Genomic DNA, 18736 nt, shown 5'->3' on the forward strand with positions numbered 1-18736 from the left:
TTAAGTGCGCGTCGATCTTTTCGACTTTGATCTGCCCGAGGAACGCATTGCGTTGCGGCCTGCAAACCCGCGCGACAGTGCGCGTCTGCTCGTGGTGGATGGTGACCGGTTCGAGGATCGGCATGTGCGGGATCTTCCGGAATTTTTGCGTTTCGGAGATGCGCTCGTCTTCAATGACACGAAGGTCATTCCGGCGCGGCTATCCGGCAAGCGGACGCGCGGTGAGGCCGTCGCGACCATTGAGGCGACGCTGCATATGCGCGTCGGACCCGACCGCTGGAAGGCTTTCCTGAAGCCTGCCAAGCGCGTGAACGTCGGCGAGCGGATCCAGTTCGGGCACGAAGGCCGCGTCTGCCTGCTCGGCACACTCTCCGCAACGGTTGCGGAAAAAGGCGACGGCGGCGAGGCGCTGCTGGTGTTCGATTTCCACGGACCTATCCTTGATGAGGCCATCGCTTCGCTCGGTCACATTCCGCTGCCGCCCTATATCGCGTCGAAGCGTGAGGAGGACGATCAGGATCGCGTCGACTACCAGACGATTTACGCCAAGGAAGAGGGTGCCGTCGCGGCGCCTACGGCAGGTCTGCACTTCACGCCCGAGCTTTTCGAAAGGCTCGACGCCGCGGGCATCGAGCGGCATTTTGTGACGCTTCATGTGGGCGCCGGAACGTTCCTGCCGGTCAAGGCGGATGAGACCAGCGAACACAAGATGCATTCCGAAATTGGCGTCGTGACTGCCGAGACCGCCGAGGCGCTCAACAATGTGCGCAAGCGCGGTGGTCGCATCGTATCCGTCGGCACCACGTCGCTACGCCTTCTCGAAAGTGCGGCTGCGGAAACGGGCGAGATCGCCGCATGGTCAGGCGCGACGGATATCTTTATTACACCAGGCTACAAGTTCCGCGCGGTCGACGTGCTGATGACGAACTTTCATCTGCCGCGTTCAACGCTCTTCATGCTCGTTTCGGCCTTCTGCGGGCTGGAACGGATGAGGGCGGCCTATGAACATGCCATCCGCAACGAATACCGTTTCTATTCCTACGGCGACGCCTCGCTTTTATTCCGGAACGACCAGTGACTGAGACATTCCAATTTCGCGTTCTTGCCACCGATGGCAATGCCCGCCGGGGTGAAATTTCCATGCCGCGCGGCACCATCCGCACGCCTGCCTTCATGCCGGTCGGTACGGGTGGTACGGTCAAGGCCATGTATATGGGCCAAGTGCGCGGGCTTGGCGCCGACATCATCCTCGGCAACACCTACCACCTGATGCTGCGTCCCGGTGCGGAGCGTGTGGCGAGGCTCGGCGGCCTGCACACTTTTTCGCGTTGGTCCGGGCCGATCCTGACAGACTCGGGCGGCTTTCAGGTCATGTCGCTTTCTGGACTGCGCAAAATCACGGAGCAGGGCGTAAAGTTCCGTTCGCATGTGGACGGCCGCGTCTTCGAGATGAGCCCGGAACGTTCAATCGAGATCCAGGGGTTACTCGACTCCGACATCCAGATTCAGCTTGACGAATGCGTGAAGCTGCCGGCGACGCTGAAGGAAATCGAAAAGGCCATGGAGCTCTCCATCCGCTGGGCCGAGCGCTGCAAGGTTGCCTTCGGCGACCAGCCGGGCAAGGCCATGTTCGGGATCGTGCAGGGAGGCGATAACGTCAACCTGCGGCTGCGCTCTGCAGAAGCACTGAAGGCGCTTGATCTCAAGGGTTACGCGGTGGGCGGTCTTGCCGTGGGTGAGCCGCAGCATGTGATGCTCGAAATGCTGGAAGCCACGTGTCCGGTTCTGCCCGAGTGCAAGCCGCGCTACCTTATGGGCGTGGGGACGCCCGACGACATCCTGAAGAGTGTCGCGCGTGGCATCGACATGTTCGACTGCGTGATGCCGACGCGGGCAGGGCGGCACGGTCTCGCCTTCACCCGCTACGGCAAGATCAATCTGAAGAACGCCCGCCACGCGGACGATCATCGTCCGCTGGACGAGGAGAGCGAGTGCCCGGCGACGCGCGACTACAGCCGCGCCTATCTCCACCACCTGGTGAAGTCGAACGAGCTCCTCGGCGCCATGCTGTTAACGTGGAACAATCTCGCCTATTACCAGAGCCTGATGCAGGATATCCGCACGGCTATCGAGGCCGGACGCTTCGCCGACCGCTCCGCCGAGATCCAGGAAGGCTGGGAACGCGGAGATATTCCCGCGCTTTAGCCCTTTGGCTTGGGGCTGATAGCCCCGTCCTCCTCCCCCTACGTCCGCACCCGCGTAACCGTACATGGTATGACTATGTACGAATTCGCTTTTGTTATTATAGTCTGAGCTGCACATGTGACGCAGAGGGGGCACGATCGGTCTGGTCCGGTGTGTTCGTTGCTTGATGTCAACCGGAGCGCTCATGACCGAGGACGTGTTCGATCTGTTGATCGTTGGGGGTGGCGTGAATGGGTGCGGCATCGCGCGGGATGCCGTGGGGCGCGGCTATTCCGTCGTATTGGCCGAAATGGGTGACCTCGCAAGCGGCACCTCATCGGCCTCGACCAAACTCGTGCACGGCGGATTGCGCTATCTCAAGCAGTCCGAGTTTCGGCTCGTGCGAGAAGCGCTGCGCGAACGCGAGGTTCTGTGGCGCAACGCGCCGCACATCATCCGGCCCGGGCGGTTCATCCTGCCCGTGGTCGAAGGGTTGAGCAGCGCATGGCTGATCCGTATTGGCCTTCTGCTCTATGACACGCTCGGGGGTTTCAGCACCCTCGGCCGCACGCGCCCGCTCGACCTTCGCAAGGATCCGGCCGGAAAGCCGCTCAAGAAGCATCTTCGCAAGGCATTCGAATATTCCGACTGTATCGTCGACGACGCGCGGCTTGTGGTCTTCAATGCAATGGATGCCGCCAAGCGCGGCGCTTCGATCCGCACGCACACGAAGGTGATCCGCGCCGAGGAGGAGGGCGATCATTGGGCGATCACCCTGCAGGACATGGACAATGGGCGGCGGGAATTCGTGCGGGCGCGCATGATCGTCAATGCGGCGGGACCCTGGGCAGACGAAATGCTTCCGTTGCTTGGCGCCCACGCGGCCGACCATCACCTGCGGCTGGTCAAGGGCAGCCACATCGTCATTCCCCGCAAGTTTGATGACCCACGCGCCTACATCTTCCAGAACCGCGACGGTCGCATCATCTTCGCCATTCCCTATGAGCAGGATTTCACGCTGATCGGCACCACGGACGAAGATTTTGCCGGAGATCCGGGCGAGGCGACCATCAGCGAGGCCGAGACGCGTTACCTCTGCGAGGCAGCCAGTGCCTATTTCGAAGAGCCGGTGACGCTGGAAGAGGTGGTCTGGTCCTACGCGGGCGTGCGTCCGCTCTATGATGACGGCGCGGCACGGGCTCAGGATGCGACGCGCGACTATGTGCTGAAGGTCGACCGTCACGGCGCGCTCCGCGTGCTGAACGTCTTCGGCGGCAAGATCACGACTTACCGGCGACTTGCCGAAGCAGCCCTTGGGATGATCGCGGGCGAGATCGGGCAGCGCGGACGTGAATGGACGGCGGATGCACCGCTGCCTGGCGGCGATTTTCCTGCAGCGGAATACGACCGAAAGGTCATGTGCCTGCTACGCGCATTTCCGTTCCTGGATCGTCCCCATGCACGCAGGCTCGTGCGGCTCTACGGAACGTTGGCCCATGACGTTCTGGGAACGGCGTCTTCTGTCGCGGATCTTGGCCGGCATTTTGGAGCGGATCTCTACGAATGCGAGCTTTGCTATCTCGCCGCGCAGGAGTGGGCGCGTTCTGGCGAGGACGTCTTGTGGCGGCGGACGAAGCTTGGCCTGCATCTGTCAGAGGCTGAGCGCGCCGAGGTGGCGAAGTTCATGCATGCCCGCAACAGCACCCCGCCGCTGAAGCCGCCGAGTGAAAAATCGAAAAAGCAGGGCGTCAGGCGGAAGGTGGCCACGCCGCATTAGGCAATCACAGGAATGCACGGGTCAGGAAGTGCATGGGAGTGGGAATGACGAAATTTGTGATGGCAATCGACCAGGGCACCACGTCGACGCGTTCGATCATCTTTGATGGCACCATGCGCGTGGTGGGGCTTGGCCAGCAGGAGTTCCCGCAGTCCTATCCGCAGTCCGGCTGGGTCGAACATGATCCGGAAGACATCTGGAAGACGACTGTGTCGACCATGCGCGGGGCCATGGCGAGCGCTGGCGTCGCGTCGAGCGATCTGGCTGCCATCGGTATCGCCAACCAGCGGGAAACGGTGATCATCTGGGATCGCGAGGATGGCACGCCAATCCATCCGGCAATCGTCTGGCAGGACCGCCGGACCGGGGACATGTGTGAGCGGCTGCGCAGTGAAGGCCTGGAGCCGCTTTTCTCCGAGCGTACCGGTTTGTTGCTCGACCCCTATTTCTCGGGCACCAAGATCGCCTGGATCCTCGATCATGTGGAAGGCGCGCGCGGCCGCGCCGAGGCGGGCAAGCTGCTCGCCGGCACGATCGATACCTTTCTCATCTGGCATCTGACCGGCGGCAAGGTTCACGCGACAGACGCAACCAATGCTGCGCGCACACTGCTCTATGACATCGCCAGAAACCGTTGGGACGAGGAGCTGGCGGCGATCCTGAACATCCCGCTCGCGATGATGCCGAAGGTGCTCGACAGTGCGGACGATTTCGGCGTCACCAGCCGCTCGCTGTTCGGCGCGGAAATCCCGATCCGTGGCGTGGCGGGAGACCAGCAGGCCGCCACCGTAGGGCAGGCGTGCTTCACACCGGGCATGATGAAATGCACCTATGGTACGGGCGCCTTTGCGGTTTTGAACACCGGGAACACGCTCGTCCGTTCAGAGCACCGGCTGCTTTCCACGATTGCCTATCGGCTGAACGGCGAGACCACCTATGCGCTTGAGGGCTCGATTTTCATCGCGGGCGCAGCGGTGCAATGGCTTCGCGACGGAATGAAGATCCTCTCCAATGCGGCCGAGTCGGGCAGGCTTGCGGCAAGGGCCGATGACACCCAGCACATCTACCTTGTTCCGGCCTTCGTCGGACTGGGGGCGCCGCACTGGGACGCGGAGGCAAGAGGCGCGATCTTCGGCCTCGTCCGCAATACAGGCCCCGCCGAAATCGCCAAGGCTGCGCTGGAGGCGGTGGCCTACCAGACGCATGATCTCGTCACAGCCATGCACCGGGACTGGGGCGGGCAAGGCTCGGCTCCGGCAGAGGAAACGGTCCTTCGCGTCGACGGCGGCATGGTCGCGAGCGACTGGACGATGCAGTGCATCGCCGACATGCTGGCGAGCCCGGTGGATCGGCCAACGGTTCTGGAGACCACGGCATTAGGTGCTGCCTGGCTCGCCGCCTCCTACGCGGGCGTCTGGCCGGGGCGGGAAGAATTTTCGCAGAGTTGGGCGCTTGAACGAAGGTTCGAGCCTCAGATGGATGGCGACCTTCGCGCGAGAAAGCTTGCGGGTTGGCACGACGCGGTGCGCCGGACGCTGACGAACTGAGCTGCTCAAACACCGGTGTTCAAAAGAAAAGGGCGGGTTTGATCCCGCCCTTTGTCATTTTTGCTATTCGCAAGCCTTACCGCAGGCGACCGCTTGCGTGAGCCAGCATCGTATAGACCTTGCCCGTATCGGAGGCGAGATAGGTCTGCGTGACGCTGTGATCCTTGTCCTCCCGGCCAACATCGGCCAGCAGGCGCTCGAAGTCACGGCAGAACTGGTCGACCGCACCGCGGAAGGAGCCGTCGAGGCGATACTTCTGCTGGATGCTGTCGAAGGTCTGCTGACCCTTCAGCGTGTATAGCCTGCGCGTGAAGACGTTGCGCTCGCCACGGCGGTAACGGTCCCAGAGCTCTGCAGCCGCTTCAGCATCGATCGAACGGGCGATCTCCTGCGATAGCGAGGTCAGAGCATCGCCGATGCGGGGCTCGGCCCGGGGTGCTGCCGGCTTCGGCGCGGAGAGCGGCGAGGGGAGCACCTCATCCTGCGAGGCGCTGCGCAGCAGGTCGCGGATCCAGCCGCCGTTCTGAGAGGGAGCCTGCGCTGGTGCTGCCGGAGCCTCGACGGAACGGGTCGGACGGACTGCCGGCCGTTCCATCACCTTGGTCGCCGGTGCGAGCGGCGGGGTGCTGGCGCGAGGCATGACCGGAACCGGATCCGGCGCGGTCTCCTGCACGCGGCCCGTCTTGGCCACGATGCTGGAGAGCTCCTTCAGCGCGCTGATCTGCTCGGTGATGGCGCGGCGCATTGCCGTGGTCGACTGCTTGGCTTCCTCGGGAAGCTCGACAATGCCACGCTTGACGTCGGCGCGGGTCTTCTCCAGCTCCTCGCGGACCTCCGTTGCGGTGCGGCGGATTTCTTCCGTAGCGCCGGCAAAGCGGGTGGTGGCGTTCTCAAGCACTTCTTCGATCGCGTTGCGCATCGTCTCGGCCGACTTGCGCGAACGAAGCTCGGTGCGCTCGACCATGCCTTCGAGAAGGCCGTCGAACGAGCTGATGACCTTTGAGATCTGCTCCGACTTCTCGACCAGCCCATCGGCAAGCGCCTGCAGAGCGTCCTGGCGACCTTCGATGTTGGCGGCCATGCCCTGCTGCGCCTTGTCGAGCAGCTGCGACGCGCTCTCCAGGATGCGGCTGTGGTTCTCGAAGCGGCTTGCGATGCCGGCTAGCGCCGAGAGGGTGTGCTCCGAGAAATCCGTGAGACGGCCGGAGTTGGTGTTGAGGAGATCGGCAGAGCTGGAGAACGTCTCGGCAGCCTTCTTCGCGTTTTCGGCGAAGTTGATGGCCGTTCCCGCCAGCTTCTCGTCCACCTCGACCATGTTGCGCGTTGCGGACTGAACCAGATCGCTGAGCTTGCCGCTGGAGAAGCTGAGGTTCTCAAGCAGCGACTCGACGTCGCCGGTAATGCTTGCGCGGGCCCGTTCGACGGCATGGAGCGTGTCGGCGGTACGGTCGGACAGCGCGGAGATCAGCAGGCTATTCTGCTGCTGCAGACGTTCCGCACTGCGCTCCGTGACTTCCTCGATCGCCTGCTTGAACTCGGCGCCGCCGGCTTCGAAGCGCTCGACCAGAGGCCGCGCGGTTTCGTCGAGGATGCGCGTGATTTCAAGGCTGCGATTTGCCAGAACCATGTTGAGGTCGTGGGTGCGCTCCTCGAGAGTGCGGACGGCTTCACCCGTACGGCTCGAGATGTGCTCGTTGACCGCCATGAAGGTCTGGCTGATCGTGTCGGCAGCGGAGATAAGGTTGGTCTGGCTGCGGGCGAGCTGCTCGCCGACCATGCTTGAGGCCTGCTCCGCAGTTGCCTTGAGCTGCTGCTCGGTTTCGCCGAGGCCTTCCCGGATCAGAGCTGTGGTGCGGTTGAGCGTTTCGCCGAGATGCTTTTCGGCCTCGAAGGTTGCATGAACCAGCGCACTCGATGCAGCACCTGCCGTTGTGCGGACGCGATCCTCAAGCTGCGAGAAACGCTCGAAGGAGGTTTCTGCCTGAGCATCGAGTTCGCTCGTGGTGAGGCGGGCACGCTCGATGATGCGCTCATCCATTTCGTTGAACGCGCGTTCGAAGCCTTCGACCTGCGAGTTGAGCAGGGAGGCCGTCTCGCTTGTGCGAGCGCGGATGCCCTGATCGACATTGGTGAAGACCTGCGCGATCGCCTCGCTGCGGTTCTCGATAGCCTCGGCAGCCTGTGCTACGCGCTCGATGATGCGGCGGTCGATGTCATTGAAGTGCTGGCCGAACTCGTCGGTCCGCTCGGCAACGCGCATGGCGGCTGCGTTGAGAACCTGATCCAGCTCGCCGACCTTTTCGCCAAGCTTGACGGAGGAGGCGTCGACCGAAGCTGCGAAGCGCTGGTCGACAACCTCGACCATGCGGGCAGCTTCCTGGCTGAGTGTGCTGGTCGCCTCGACCATCTTCTCACGCAGTGCACCGGCAGCGGCAACGGCGCCGTTCTCCAGTGTCTGGCGAACGCGGTCGACGCCGACGGCGAGTGCGCCATCGAGGGTGCGGGTCCGCTCCTCGATCGCACCGATCTGGTCGGTGAAGGTCGCGTTGACCTGCTCGATCTCGCTGCGGATGGTGTCAGCAAGACGGGCCTTCTCCGCTTCGAGACGTTCGATGTCCTGGTCGATGGCGGCGCGCAGTTCTACGCCGGCACTGCCCAGGCGCTCGGCTTCTTCCATAAGGCGGTCTTCAACGGAAGCACGCATTTCGCCGAAGCGGTTGAGGCCTGCGTCGATCTCCTGCGAGAGGCGGCGCTGCGTTTCCCCGAAGGCGTTGAGCTGCTCGTTGACCGAACCTTCCACATGCGAGTGGACGGCCGTGAACCTCTCGAGATCCTGCTCCAGGCGGGAACCAAGACGGATGTGGCCTTCTTCGATGGCGCGGACGAAGTCCTCTGCCTTGTTGTCGAGCAGGGTGCCGGTGGCCGCAACGATCTTTGCCAGATCGTGGCTGATGACATCCTTGCCGGATTCGATGACCTGGCTGAACTCCTCCTGGCCCTTCTCGAAGGTTGCGGCAACGTCGCGGGCGCGCGCTGCAAGCGATTCCGTGATGCTGCGGGCGCGGGCTTCGAGCACGCTGTCGAGACGCTGCATGCCGGTGTCCAGAGCCTCGGCGCGGGCGCTGAGGCCATCCAGCAATTCGCTGCCACGGGCAGTGATGCGCGTGTCGATTTCGCCGATCCGGCTATCGATCTGGTTTGTGAGGTCGTCGGCGGTCTGACCGAGCGACGAGACCAGCGATGCGCTGCGCGACGTGAACACGTCGTCCAGAACGCGGGTTGCGTCGTCCACCTGGCTGGTGAGCGCGTTGATGCGGCTGTCCATGATATCTGCCACAACCGAACCAGCGGTCGACAGGTTATCTGCCAGCTCCTGGGTACGCTCCTGCAGTACACGGGCGGACGTCTCGGTCGTGCTTTCAACGCGCTGGACGAAATCGTCCGCATTGGCGTTGATCGCCTGCAGCCGCTCGTCGATGAGGCGCGTGACGGCGTGGCCGGAAACCGCGATTCCCTTGGCCATGTGCTCTGCACGCTCCTGCAGGGCGCGCGTGACGGCTTCGGCGGTATCGCCCAGACGGCTTGCCATCTGGGTCGTCTGCGCGCTGATCGTGGCGATGCGCTCATCAAACTGCGAGGTGACCTGCTGGCCGGAGGCAGCGAGGCGCTCTGCGATCGCATCCGTGCGCTCGTCCAGTGCGGCGGCAAGCGTATCCGCCGTGGCCGATACGCGGTCGATGATGATGCTGGAGCGCTGGGTAAGGGAGGAAAGGCCCTGATCCAGTGCGTTGACGATGCCCGACCCGGAGCTGTTCAGACGCTCTGCAATCGCATCGGTCCGCTCGTCGATGGCCGAGGTAAGCGAATGCGCCGTTGCCGAAACGCGATCAATGATGAGATCCGACCGCTCGGTGAGGGACGAAAGACCTTTGTCGAGTGCATTGACGAGGCCCGAGCCGGACGCGTTGAGACGATCTGCAATCGCATCCGTGCGCTGGTCGATCGCGGAGGTGAGCGAATCCGCCGTTGCCGACACGCGATCGATGATGAGATCCGACCGCTCGGCGAGAGACGAAAGGCTCTTTTCCAGCGCATTGACGACGCCAGAGCCGGTGCTGCTCAAATGCTGTGCGATTGCATCGCTGCGTTCGTCGAGGGCAGCCGTGAGCGAATTTGCCGTGGACGATACGCGATCGATGATGAGATCGGACCGTTCGGTGAGCGAGGACAGCCCCTGTTCGAGCGCATTGACCACGCCGGATCCGGTCGCGGACAGACGCTGTTCAACCTGGTGCGTGTGCTGGTCGAGTGCGGCAGCCAGGTCCGTCGTGGAAGCGGCAACGCGGCTGACAAAGCCCTCGGTGCGCTCGTCGAGCGAGGCCAGGCCGCTTTCGAGGACGCGGGCGACGCCCTTGCCGGATTCGGACAGGCGATCTTCGACGGCCTTGGTGTGCTGGTCGAGCGCTGTGGTGAGTTCGCCGGTGGAAGCAGCTACGCGGCTGACAAAGCCTTCGGTGCGTTCGTCGATCGAGGCAAGGCCGGATTCCAGAGCGCGGACAACGCCGGTGCTGGAGTTGGACAGACGATCTTCGACTTCCTTCGTGTGTTGATCGAGCGTCGAGGTGAGTTCCGTCGTGGCCGAGGCTACGCGGCTTGCAAAGCCCGCAGCACGATCGTCGATGGACGCAAGACCGCTTTCGATCGTGCGAACCACGCCCGTGCCTGCATTGGCAAGACGCTCTTCGGCCTGCTTCGAGCTGTTCTCGAGGGCTGCCGCGAGTTCGCTGGTCGTGGTGTTGACCCGCTCCATGAAGCCTTCGGTGCGCTGGTCGAGAGTCGCGATTCCGGTTTCGAGCGCGCGGGCAAGGCCGATGCCGGAAGCGGCAAGCTTCTTCTCGATGGTGCCGGTCCGCTGGTCGAGCGCCGTCGTGACGTTGGCGGCAGCAGAGTCGATGCGGCTGACAAGCTGCGAAGATTGCTCGTCGAGCGTCGCAAAGCTCTCGCGCAGCAGGTTGGATACGTTTTCGCCAGTTGCAGTGAGACGCTTCTCGACGGCTTCGGTGCGGTCGTCGAGAACGGCGGCGACAGTGCTGGTCGAGGTCTCGATGCGGCGGACGAAGTTGCTCGTGGTTTCGTCGAACGAGGAGAGACTGGACGAGAGAACGCTCGCGACGTTGGCGCCGGATTCGGCAAGGCGCTCTTCGATCGCGGTTGCTCTCTGCTCGAGGGCGCTGGCGAGGTTGCCGGTCGATGCGTCGACCTTGCTGAGGAAGCCTTCCGCACGCTCGTCCATCGCGGCGATGCGGCTGTCGAGCAGCTTGGCAACGGATTCGCCGGACGACAACAGTCCGTCGGCAAGCGACGAGGTGCGATCCTGGAACGAACGCGACAGATCGCTTGCGGCCGCATCCAGGCGGGCGAGGAACGTATCGGCATTGTCGCCGATGTCCGCGATGCGGGAATCGAGCAGCTCGGCAAGGTTGCTGCTGGAGGAGGTGAGGCGGGTGAGTAGCTGTTCGCCGCTCTCGTTGATGGTGAGCGCAGCCGCACCGCCTGCCTGGTTGATACGCTGGGCGAAGCTTTCCGCGGTGGTGTTGAGTTCTTCGAGACGCCCCTGGATCGAGCCGGAGAGATCCTGCGTCGTGGCGCTGAGGCGTGCCAGCAGATGCTCGCCGCTCGAGGAGACGGAACCTGCAATCGAGCCGCTGAAATCTTCGATCTTGCCGAGGAAGCCTGAGACCGTTTCGGAAAGATTGGAGATGCGGCCGTCGAGCAGCTCGGCGAGGCTCGTGGTCGAGCTTGCCAGGTGGTCGCTGAACGCAGTCGCCTTTCCTTCAAGCGCTGCCTGGATGTTGACGCCGGTCTGATTGATCCGGCCGACGATCAGCTCGCCAGACTTGCCAAGCGAAGAATTGAGCTGCTTGGAGGCGGAATCGACGCTGCTGCGGATCTGGTCGCCGGCGGAGTCGATCTCAACCTTGAGAAGAGCGTGAGCATCGGAGATGGACGCGCGCACGCGCTCGGCATGGCTGATAATGCCTTCACGCTCGCTGCCGAGGCTATCCACCAGCAGGCGAATGCGGGATTCGTTTTCGGTGTAGGCGCGTTCGAGCTCGTTGACCTCCGTCTGAACCAGCGTCTCCAGCTCGATGGCGCGGGCGAGCGTGCGCTCAATGCCTTCACCCATCGCCTGGACTTCACGGCGGACGGCCTGGCCAACGTTCATGATGCGCTCATGCGCAATATTGTCAGGCTCCAGCAGGCGCTGGGCCGCTTCGGCCATCTGCTGGCTGGTCGCGCGCATTTCCTGCGCCCGGCGCATCATAACGGCAAATCCCCAGAAGGGGATCACGGGAAGCAGCGATGCGAGCCAGGTGCCGAAAAGCTGAGGCTTGTTTGCCAGGTCAAGGACGGCGGATGTGTCGAAGAGTTCTGAGCCGAAGAGCCTCTGGCCGACGAAGAGGGTGCCGCCGACCCAGATGGTGGAGAGAGCTGTCGTCGCCCAATAGATTGTGCGCGGTGCGCGCACTTCACCGGCGCTGCGTCCGCGATCGGTGCGCTGCTGGTCGTCGTTGGCAGGTGCGAGCAGGGGCTTCGGCGAGGGCGTCGCTGCCGCTGCCTTGCGTTTGGCTACGGGTTCCTTGACCGGGGCGGGGGTCAGGGTCTCGACGTCCACCTGCTTGGCTTGCGCCATGTCGCTTTCGAAAACCATCGCGAAATCCTCGTCTGCGGTGCGTTTGCCGCCCGCGGCTTTGGGCCCCTGCATGTCAGATGGATCGTCTGAGGCTTCGCGGCTTTCACGCGCAAGTTCCTCTGCGGCGAGGGAGATCTGGGCCTCCAGGTCCTCGATGGAACTGGAAACGTCGTCTTCAAGCTCGGCGTCGAGAAGCTCGTCAGTGTCGAGGGTCAGTGCATCCTCGAGCTGATCAAAGGCCTCATCCTGCTGGCTGATTCTTTTTCTGTTTCTTGCCATACGCCGTCCCTCTACCTGGGCCGTACCGAAACGCAACGCGAGCCGGCCCGTATCCATTACGCGACAACTATACCGTACTGTTTGAGAAGTATGTTGGAAATACGTTTTGCGCTGGCTCTACAAAAGTTTAAAGATAAAGTTAACGCGAACGCGTCAGCCACAAAAAAGAGATGCCAGACAAACTCGAACGGTACCCAACTGGAGAACGCCTTGTTTCCCAGTCCACCCAACAAGATGAAGCGCAAGGTCCCTTGATAGATCTCGACCATCTTGCTGGACAGACACTGTACGACATAGCGCTTCAAAACGAAGTGCTTGCGCTGTTTCATCAACAACTTCTGGAGGCCAGAAGTGCTGTTTTATCGATGAACAGCGACCAGCGGCGCGATTTGGCGCATCGGCTGGTGGGTGCGGCGCGCGCCGTGGGCGCCTTCTCGCTCGCTCTGACCGTGGAGGCGGTAAGCAACGATCCGCAGGACACGGAGATTCTTGCCAGGATGCGGGCTCAGATCGACTCGCTCATTCCGCATCTCGTCCATCTCATAACGTCGGAAGAACGTGCAAAAGGTTGACTTGGGCGCGTCAGTCGTTATCTCGGCTGATAATTGATCAACTCATCTCTCGGGAGGCAGCCCATCCGGGCGGCCCCGGCTTCCAGGACTATCGATGACCAAGATTACTTTTATCAGCCCCAATGGCGAAGAGTTCGTTGTCGAGGCGGCGAACGGCACCACTGTGATGGAAAACGCGATCCGCAATGACGTGCCGGGGATCGAGGCGGAGTGCGGCGGCGCTTGTTCCTGCGCGACCTGCCACATCTATGTGGATGATGAGTGGGCGGAAATCGTCGGCTCGCCGGAAGTCATGGAAGAGGACATGCTCGACTTCGCCTACGATGTGCGTCCGACCTCGCGCCTTTCCTGCCAGATCCGCGTGCGGGACGAACTCGACGGCCTCGTCGTCCATGTACCCGAGCGCCAGGGCTGAACCGTATCTGTGCTGGTCAGGATCTTGCTTGAGGCTTTGAAGAACGCTGCTCTTTGGCCTGCAACTCTTCCTCTAGTTTCCTGAGGGTCTTGTCCAGCGCTGATGCTGCGTTCTCGCGGCGCACTGCCTCCCGGCAAGCCTTCTTGGTATCGATTTGCATGAGGAGTTTCTCCTCCTTATCATCGAGTGCAGCCAACTTCGCGTAAATTGCGTTGACCTTCAAGGCGCGGCGGCGTCCTGTCAGATAGATGAAGGCCGCGGCGCCCGCCAGGAGCGCAACTTCGAGCAGCACCAGTTCATAGCCCACCATTGTGGCCGACATCCTTTCCGCCATAAGCGGCATCGATCTTATACTCGATCCAATAATATATGATCGCTACGAACGCGAAAGCAATCAACCCGATCAGAACCGTAAGGCCCCAATCCTTTTCTTTCTGGAGGAAGAGCCCGATGATCGGAGTAGCGACGGCGGCTGTAAAGATCGCAGCGGCCATAGCCGTGACATAGTTGGCCCAGGCTTTGGTCCTTTCCTGCTCCCGTTGAAGCAAGAGTTGGGTGACATGGCGCTGCTTTCTTACCTCCAGCAGCTCTGCCTGATCATCGCGGGTTGCTGCACTCGATGGTGTTGAAGTCTGGTCGCTCATACTGCTCCCCCATCCCATCCAAGGCATATCTAAGAGAGTAAAGGGGTTCAATACTTCGTATTTTGCGAGTAGCGGGCCGCCGGCTTCAGCCCATGCTCAATACCTCAGCCTGCCGGATTCGATCTGCTCCAGGCGATAGTCGAGCAGGCGCTCCATCCGTCGCTCGAAATTGATGTACTCGATCCGGTCGAATTCATCCTGTTCGGCATCGTGCTGGATGAGAACGCGATCGGTTGCTGCCTGCACGGCTTCCGCCAGGGCTTCGCAGGAGCGCGTCCGGGGCAGGGCGCGGATGCGGTCCTCGAGCATCCGCGCATGGTTCTTGGCGATGCCGATGTGGCTTTCCTCATGGCGTTTGATGTCGCCTGAAAGCGTGTCCCAGATCATTTGAAGGCTGCGTCCGGCCCGTTTGCGGTCTCTCCAGCGGGGGAGGACGACTTCGACGTCGACGCGGACATGCACGTCATCGATCGAACAGCGGCCGTCGGTTTCGCGGTAGCGCACACGGGAGGTGAACTCCATGGTCGTCGCGCCGGGATGGCGATCACGCGAATTGTCGATCTGCGGACCTTTGGTGTGAAACTGCCGCTCGATCTCCTCGAGCGACGTTCCGCGCACGGTGTAGTACTTGTAGTTCCGGTTGAGCGACGCAGCGGCGCTCGGAAGGGTCAGCGCGGGCAGCAACAGTAAGGCAACGACAAAGCGATTCATGACGGCTCCATGCTCGACTTTGCTGCTCGGTCATCGCAAAGGCAAAGTGATCGCTCCATATAGGCGGAATGGTTTCATCTGACAAAGCGGTCGACCCATAATACTGTAGATTGTGTAAGCGAGGATGTGAGGAGATTGCTTTGCCGGAACAACAGCCTGACCACCTGTCCACACGCGCCTATCTTGGCCTTGGCGGCAATCTCGGCGATCCCGCTTCCACGATGTCAGCCGCGCTGAAATTGCTGGGTGAGAACACGAGCATCTCCGTCGAGGAGGTTTCCTCGCTTTACCGCACCAAACCGTGGGGCAAGGTGGATCAACCCGATTTCCTCAACTGCGTTGCCAGCGTGCGGACGAGCCTTAGTCCCCATGAACTGCTCGAAACCTGTCTTTCCGTCGAGCATCAGCTGAAGCGCGAACGACGCGAGCGTTGGGGGCCGCGTCTCATCGACATTGATGTATTGGTCTATGGCGAGGAGAAGGTTCAGACAGACGACCTGGAAATCCCGCATCCGCGCATAGCGGAACGCGCCTTCGTGCTCGTCCCGCTTCTGGAAATAGCGCCGGAGATTACGGTCGATGGGAAGCGCGGCGCAGAACTTCTGGCCGCAATCGGTACCGATGGCGTGGAGAAAGTTGTAACCGCCGGACCTTGGTACCTGAGCTAGCTTACTGGCTGGCGAGCTTGGGATTGACCTTCTTGAGCGTCATGCCGATGACGGGCACGAGCTCGTCTTCGACCTGAACAGAGATCGTGACGTTCATCTTGTCCTGGCTCACCATGTGAGCGCTCATGGCGCCGGAGAGCTTGTTGCGCAGGATCTTGAACACGGCCTTGTTGTTGCGGACGCTGCCGCCCACCACATCGAGGCCCTGACCGGCCGCGCCGTCGAGGAACGAACCCACATAGGTCTTGCCCGAGCGCTGCACCTTCGCCGACATCTCCTGGGTGAGCATGCCCACGCGGCAGCCGCCGTCGAGCGACATGCCGACCTTGCCATCCGGGTTTTCGCCCGCGAAGTTGCAGATAAACTTCGTGCCCTTGTACTTGCCGGCCACGATCTCGCCGGGGCCTGTCCATTGACCGGACACCTGGCGGAAGAATTTCTCATCCGACGATGCAGCCAACGACGCTGATCCGAGGACCATGAAAGCAGACAGGGAGATAACGGCTACGTTTCGGAACATGGGATACGACCTGACAGGCTGGAGCCAACCGCTATAGAATGAAGTGTTTTGGTTAACAGATTCTAAGCGCGACATCATCGTAATCTGTTAAGCATAACAATGTGGGATTTCGCCGCCCAAGGCAATCCGTACATTGTTGCTATTTTGCATCGCCAGCCTTCTCCTGTTTGCTGGCGAACTGGGTCAGAGCCTTCATGAAATCACCGACGCCGGGCCGCTGCACTGCATTGAAGGAGAGGGGGCGGATGGCCGACATGGCCGCCAGTCCGATGCGGGCCGTCATCATGCCGTTTACCACGCCTTCGCCAAGCTTGGCCGAGAGTCGCGCAGCGAGGCCGTAACCCACAATCTGCTGCACCAGCCCGTCGCCTACCGCAATCGAGCCAGTGACGGCCAGGTGCGCCATGACGCTGCGCACCAGACGCAGGAAGCCGAAGAATCCCGGCCTGCCGCAGTAGAGCTCCGACAGGCGGCGCAGGAGCCGCACGTTCTCGAAGATCACATAGCCGATGTCGACCAGCGCGCGGGGGCTCACCGCCGTCACCAGCGATACGCGCTTTGCAGCATCCAGAACCATCTTCTGTGCGCGGCGGTCGAGCGACGCCAGAAGTTCGCGTTCGGCAATGTTAAGCAGATCGCGCCCGTCGATGATATCGCCTTCAAGCTCTGACAGCTTCTTGCGGCCGGCTGCCGTGTCCGGATGGCTTGCGAGCAGCGCCTTCACTTCCGAGACGACCGTTTGCGCCAGCTTCGCGTCGTCGCGCGCATAGGCGTCGTCCGCGCGCGCGCGCATCTTTTCGACTGACGCGAGCCTCGAAACGGCGATGAGCTCTCGCATCACGATCGCCACGAAGGCAGCGAGCGCGATGCCAGCAAGTGCCAGCGCCAGCCAGCCGAGCCAATCGGCGCGCGTGAAAAGATCGCGGATCAGGCGGTCCGTCCAGAGGCCGATGCCGAGCGACACGAGCAGGCCGAACGCCGTGGCGAAGATCGTGCCGAGGCGTGACTTCTTTTTTCTCACCTGAATGGGAGGCGGCAACTCGTTTGCGAGCGCTTGCTCGTCAAAGACGTCTATCTGCTCCGAAGCGACGACGACGCTGTCGTCCAGACGTATGGCGCGGGGCGAGCGCACCGCCTGCGGCTGCTTTTCGTGCGTGGCCTGTTGGATGCCGGAAGGCTCGATCGGAAAGGAAGAGGGACGGCGCTTGTCGCTCATGCGAGCTGGTCTCCCATGAGGAACTGCAGCGCCCGATCAAGCCGGATATGCGGAAGCGAAAGCGTGACCCCCTCGGCCGTGCGCTCCAGAGCCGGAGGACGGAAGCGGACAAAGCGGATATTCGGTTCGTTCTCCGGCTTTTCATCTCCCTTGCGGAAGAGCGCCGCTGGCGTCTCTGGCAGATCGCCCGGGAAGATCGCCGTTTCGGTCTTGCCGTCAAACGTGTCCGTGCCGATCGTTTCACCCTCCATCGGAGTGCCGATGATCACGGGCAGCGTCTCGCGTCCGCGTGTCACAGAACCTTCGCGGGTCGCGCGGACGGCCGCCATGGCGACCACGTCCACCATCGCGCCAGAGAAGTCGGCGCGAGAAATAGCCCGTTCCGTCAGGCGGCGGACGATCGCCTGCAGCCGGTCATGGCTTTCGTGGTGGATGTGATCGGCCTTCGTCGCAGCGATGAGGATCCGGTCGATCTTGCGCGTGAAGAAGCTCGTGAGGAAGTTGGTGCGGCCCGGACGGAAGCACTCGAGGATCTCGGTCAGCGCGCGCTCAAGATCCGCCACCGCTTCCGGCCCGGCGTTGATCGCCTGCATAGCGTCGACCAGCACGATCTGACGATCGAGCCGCGCAATATGCTCGCGGAAGAACGGTTTTATGACGTGCGTCTTGTACGCCTCGAAGCGGCGTTCCATCATGGCCTGCATGGAGCCTGCGCGGACCTTGCCTTCCGTGAGATTGATCAGCGGACCGAAGGTGAGGGCAGGGGAGCCGTCAAGATCGCCGGGCATCAGGAAGCGGCCGGGCGGCAGCGTTGAGAGTGCCCGCGTCTCTTCCTTGCACGCCTTGAGGTAGGCGGCAAAGGTCTCGAACAGGCGTCGCGCCAGCACTTCGTCGGCATCCTGATTGGGATCGATGCTTTGCGCAAGGCTGATCCAGTCGTGAGCGACATCCTGCCGGCCCGGCAGCTTGGAGAGCTCCAATGCTTCCTGCGAGAAAGTGGCAAAGTCCTTGCCGATCAGCGGCAGGTCAAGCAGCCATTCGCCCGGATAATCAACAATATCGAGCGCGAGCTTGCCGCGCGAGAACATGCGTCCCCATGCAGAGGCCGATTCATACTCTATGGTGAGCCTCAGTTCGGAGATTGCGCGGGTGGAATCGGGCCAGATGCGCTGGTCGATCAAGGCCGAGATATGGTCCTCGTACTGGAAGCGCGGCACGGCATCGTCCGGCTGGTGCTCCAGGAAGGCGCGGGAGATGCGGCCCGAAGACTGCGCCTCGAACATCGGCAGGCGTCCACCATGCACCAGATTATGCACCAGTGCTGAGATGAACACCGTCTTGCCGGCGCGCGACAGGCCGGTGACACCAACCCGCAGCGATGGGGAAAGCAGACCGGTCGCCCGGTCGGCAACCGTATCGAGGGCTATGCGCGCTTCATCTGCGATGGTGGTGAGCGGCAAATCGTATTCCTCTGCTTGAACGGGTTCGATTCAACCCAGGGGACCAGCG

The 18736-nt window shown here is 62.2% G+C and carries 14 protein-coding genes; 7 read left to right on the forward strand and 7 right to left on the reverse strand.

Annotated features, from left to right (window positions below):
* Nucleotides 1–4 precede the first annotated feature (4 nt).
* The 4 genes from queA (at nt 5) to glpK (ending at nt 5508) form a co-directional block, all read left to right on the forward strand.
* Nucleotides 5–1078 (forward strand): tRNA preQ1(34) S-adenosylmethionine ribosyltransferase-isomerase QueA, encoded by a 1074-nt coding sequence (gene queA / locus IEX27_RS01695; protein ID WP_188719192.1) that lies wholly within the window; start codon nt 5–7, stop codon nt 1076–1078.
* Entirely contained in the window at nt 1075–2205 is a 1131-nt protein-coding gene (gene tgt, locus IEX27_RS01700; protein WP_188719193.1) for a tRNA guanosine(34) transglycosylase Tgt, read from the forward strand. The genes queA and tgt overlap by 4 nt, the downstream gene beginning before the upstream one ends.
* A 184-nt stretch (nt 2206–2389) precedes the next feature.
* On the forward strand, nt 2390–3961 hold the full coding sequence (gene glpD / locus IEX27_RS01705; RefSeq protein ID WP_244630182.1) for a glycerol-3-phosphate dehydrogenase: 1572 nt from the start codon (nt 2390–2392) through the stop codon (nt 3959–3961).
* Between the two features lie 44 nt (nt 3962–4005).
* Complete coding sequence (gene glpK, locus IEX27_RS01710; protein WP_188719195.1) at nt 4006–5508, forward strand: glycerol kinase GlpK; 1503 nt, start codon at nt 4006–4008, stop codon at nt 5506–5508.
* A 76-nt stretch (nt 5509–5584) separates the two neighbouring features.
* Here the strand turns inward: glpK and IEX27_RS01715 are convergent, their stop codons facing one another.
* Nucleotides 5585–12481 (reverse strand): apolipoprotein A-IV repeat region-like domain-containing protein, encoded by a 6897-nt coding sequence (locus IEX27_RS01715; protein ID WP_188719196.1) that lies wholly within the window; start codon nt 12479–12481, stop codon nt 5585–5587.
* 170 nt (nt 12482–12651) lie between these two features.
* Here IEX27_RS01715 and IEX27_RS01720 point away from each other — a divergent pair, with 170 nt between their 5' ends.
* Nucleotides 12652–13053, forward strand: a complete 402-nt coding sequence (locus IEX27_RS01720; protein WP_188719197.1) for a histidine kinase — start codon at nt 12652–12654, stop codon at nt 13051–13053.
* A gap of 94 nt (nt 13054–13147) precedes the next feature.
* Complete coding sequence (locus tag IEX27_RS01725; RefSeq protein WP_188719198.1) at nt 13148–13468, forward strand: 2Fe-2S iron-sulfur cluster-binding protein; 321 nt, start codon at nt 13148–13150, stop codon at nt 13466–13468.
* 16 nt (nt 13469–13484) lie between these two features.
* Here the strand turns inward: IEX27_RS01725 and IEX27_RS01730 are convergent, their stop codons facing one another.
* The 3 genes from IEX27_RS01730 to IEX27_RS01740 form a co-directional block, all read right to left on the reverse strand.
* Nucleotides 13485–13778 (reverse strand): hypothetical protein, encoded by a 294-nt coding sequence (locus IEX27_RS01730; RefSeq protein ID WP_188719199.1) that lies wholly within the window; start codon nt 13776–13778, stop codon nt 13485–13487.
* Nucleotides 13765–14112: a hypothetical protein gene (locus tag IEX27_RS01735; protein ID WP_188719200.1), complete on the reverse strand. Its 348-nt coding sequence runs from the start codon at nt 14110–14112 to the stop codon at nt 13765–13767. Before IEX27_RS01735 ends, IEX27_RS01730 begins: the two co-directional genes overlap by 14 nt.
* A 96-nt stretch (nt 14113–14208) precedes the next feature.
* The gene (locus IEX27_RS01740; protein ID WP_188719201.1) at nt 14209–14823 is read right to left on the reverse strand and encodes a DUF922 domain-containing Zn-dependent protease; all 615 of its coding nucleotides are present in this window, start codon (nt 14821–14823) and stop codon (nt 14209–14211) included.
* A 140-nt stretch (nt 14824–14963) separates the two neighbouring features.
* On the opposite strand from IEX27_RS01740, the gene folK reads away from it, so the two are divergent.
* Nucleotides 14964–15491 carry a 2-amino-4-hydroxy-6-hydroxymethyldihydropteridine diphosphokinase gene (gene folK / locus IEX27_RS01745; RefSeq protein WP_280516436.1) on the forward strand — a complete coding sequence of 176 codons (528 nt, stop codon included), beginning with the start codon at nt 14964–14966 and terminating at the stop codon, nt 15489–15491.
* A 1-nt stretch (nt 15492) separates the two neighbouring features.
* On the opposite strand, the gene IEX27_RS01750 is transcribed toward folK, so the two are convergent.
* The 3 genes from IEX27_RS01750 to IEX27_RS01760 all read right to left on the reverse strand — a co-directional run bounded on the left by IEX27_RS01750 (nt 15493) and on the right by IEX27_RS01760 (nt 18687).
* On the reverse strand, nt 15493–16011 hold the full coding sequence (locus IEX27_RS01750) for a hypothetical protein (RefSeq protein WP_188719202.1): 519 nt from the start codon (nt 16009–16011) through the stop codon (nt 15493–15495).
* A 139-nt stretch (nt 16012–16150) separates the two neighbouring features.
* The gene (locus IEX27_RS01755) at nt 16151–17227 is read right to left on the reverse strand and encodes a YcjF family protein (protein WP_188719203.1); all 1077 of its coding nucleotides are present in this window, start codon (nt 17225–17227) and stop codon (nt 16151–16153) included.
* Nucleotides 17224–18687 carry a YcjX family GTP-binding protein gene (locus tag IEX27_RS01760; protein WP_188719204.1) on the reverse strand — a complete coding sequence of 488 codons (1464 nt, stop codon included), beginning with the start codon at nt 18685–18687 and terminating at the stop codon, nt 17224–17226. The genes IEX27_RS01755 and IEX27_RS01760 overlap by 4 nt, the downstream gene beginning before the upstream one ends.
* Between the last annotated feature and the right edge of the window lie 49 nt (nt 18688–18736).

Source organism: Nitratireductor aestuarii, assembly GCF_014641695.1.
GTDB classification, from domain to species: domain Bacteria; phylum Pseudomonadota; class Alphaproteobacteria; order Rhizobiales; family Rhizobiaceae; genus Chelativorans; species Chelativorans aestuarii.

What these genes read in the sequence shown, in the direction of transcription:
- glpD (WP_244630182.1), top strand. Translation starts at nt 2,390, where the DNA reads ATGACCGAGGACGTGTTCGATCTGTTGATCGTTGGGGGTGGCGTGAAT.
- glpK (WP_188719195.1), top strand. Translation starts at nt 4,006, where the DNA reads ATGACGAAATTTGTGATGGCAATCGACCAGGGCACCACGTCGACGCGT.
- IEX27_RS01715 (WP_188719196.1), bottom strand. Translation starts at nt 12,481, where the DNA reads ATGGCAAGAAACAGAAAAAGAATCAGCCAGCAGGATGAGGCCTTTGAT.
- IEX27_RS01720 (WP_188719197.1), top strand. Translation starts at nt 12,652, where the DNA reads ATGCCAGACAAACTCGAACGGTACCCAACTGGAGAACGCCTTGTTTCC.
- IEX27_RS01725 (WP_188719198.1), top strand. Translation starts at nt 13,148, where the DNA reads ATGACCAAGATTACTTTTATCAGCCCCAATGGCGAAGAGTTCGTTGTC.
- IEX27_RS01730 (WP_188719199.1), bottom strand. Translation starts at nt 13,778, where the DNA reads ATGGTGGGCTATGAACTGGTGCTGCTCGAAGTTGCGCTCCTGGCGGGC.
- IEX27_RS01735 (WP_188719200.1), bottom strand. Translation starts at nt 14,112, where the DNA reads ATGAGCGACCAGACTTCAACACCATCGAGTGCAGCAACCCGCGATGAT.
- IEX27_RS01740 (WP_188719201.1), bottom strand. Translation starts at nt 14,823, where the DNA reads ATGAATCGCTTTGTCGTTGCCTTACTGTTGCTGCCCGCGCTGACCCTT.
- IEX27_RS01750 (WP_188719202.1), bottom strand. Translation starts at nt 16,011, where the DNA reads ATGTTCCGAAACGTAGCCGTTATCTCCCTGTCTGCTTTCATGGTCCTC.
- IEX27_RS01755 (WP_188719203.1), bottom strand. Translation starts at nt 17,227, where the DNA reads ATGAGCGACAAGCGCCGTCCCTCTTCCTTTCCGATCGAGCCTTCCGGC.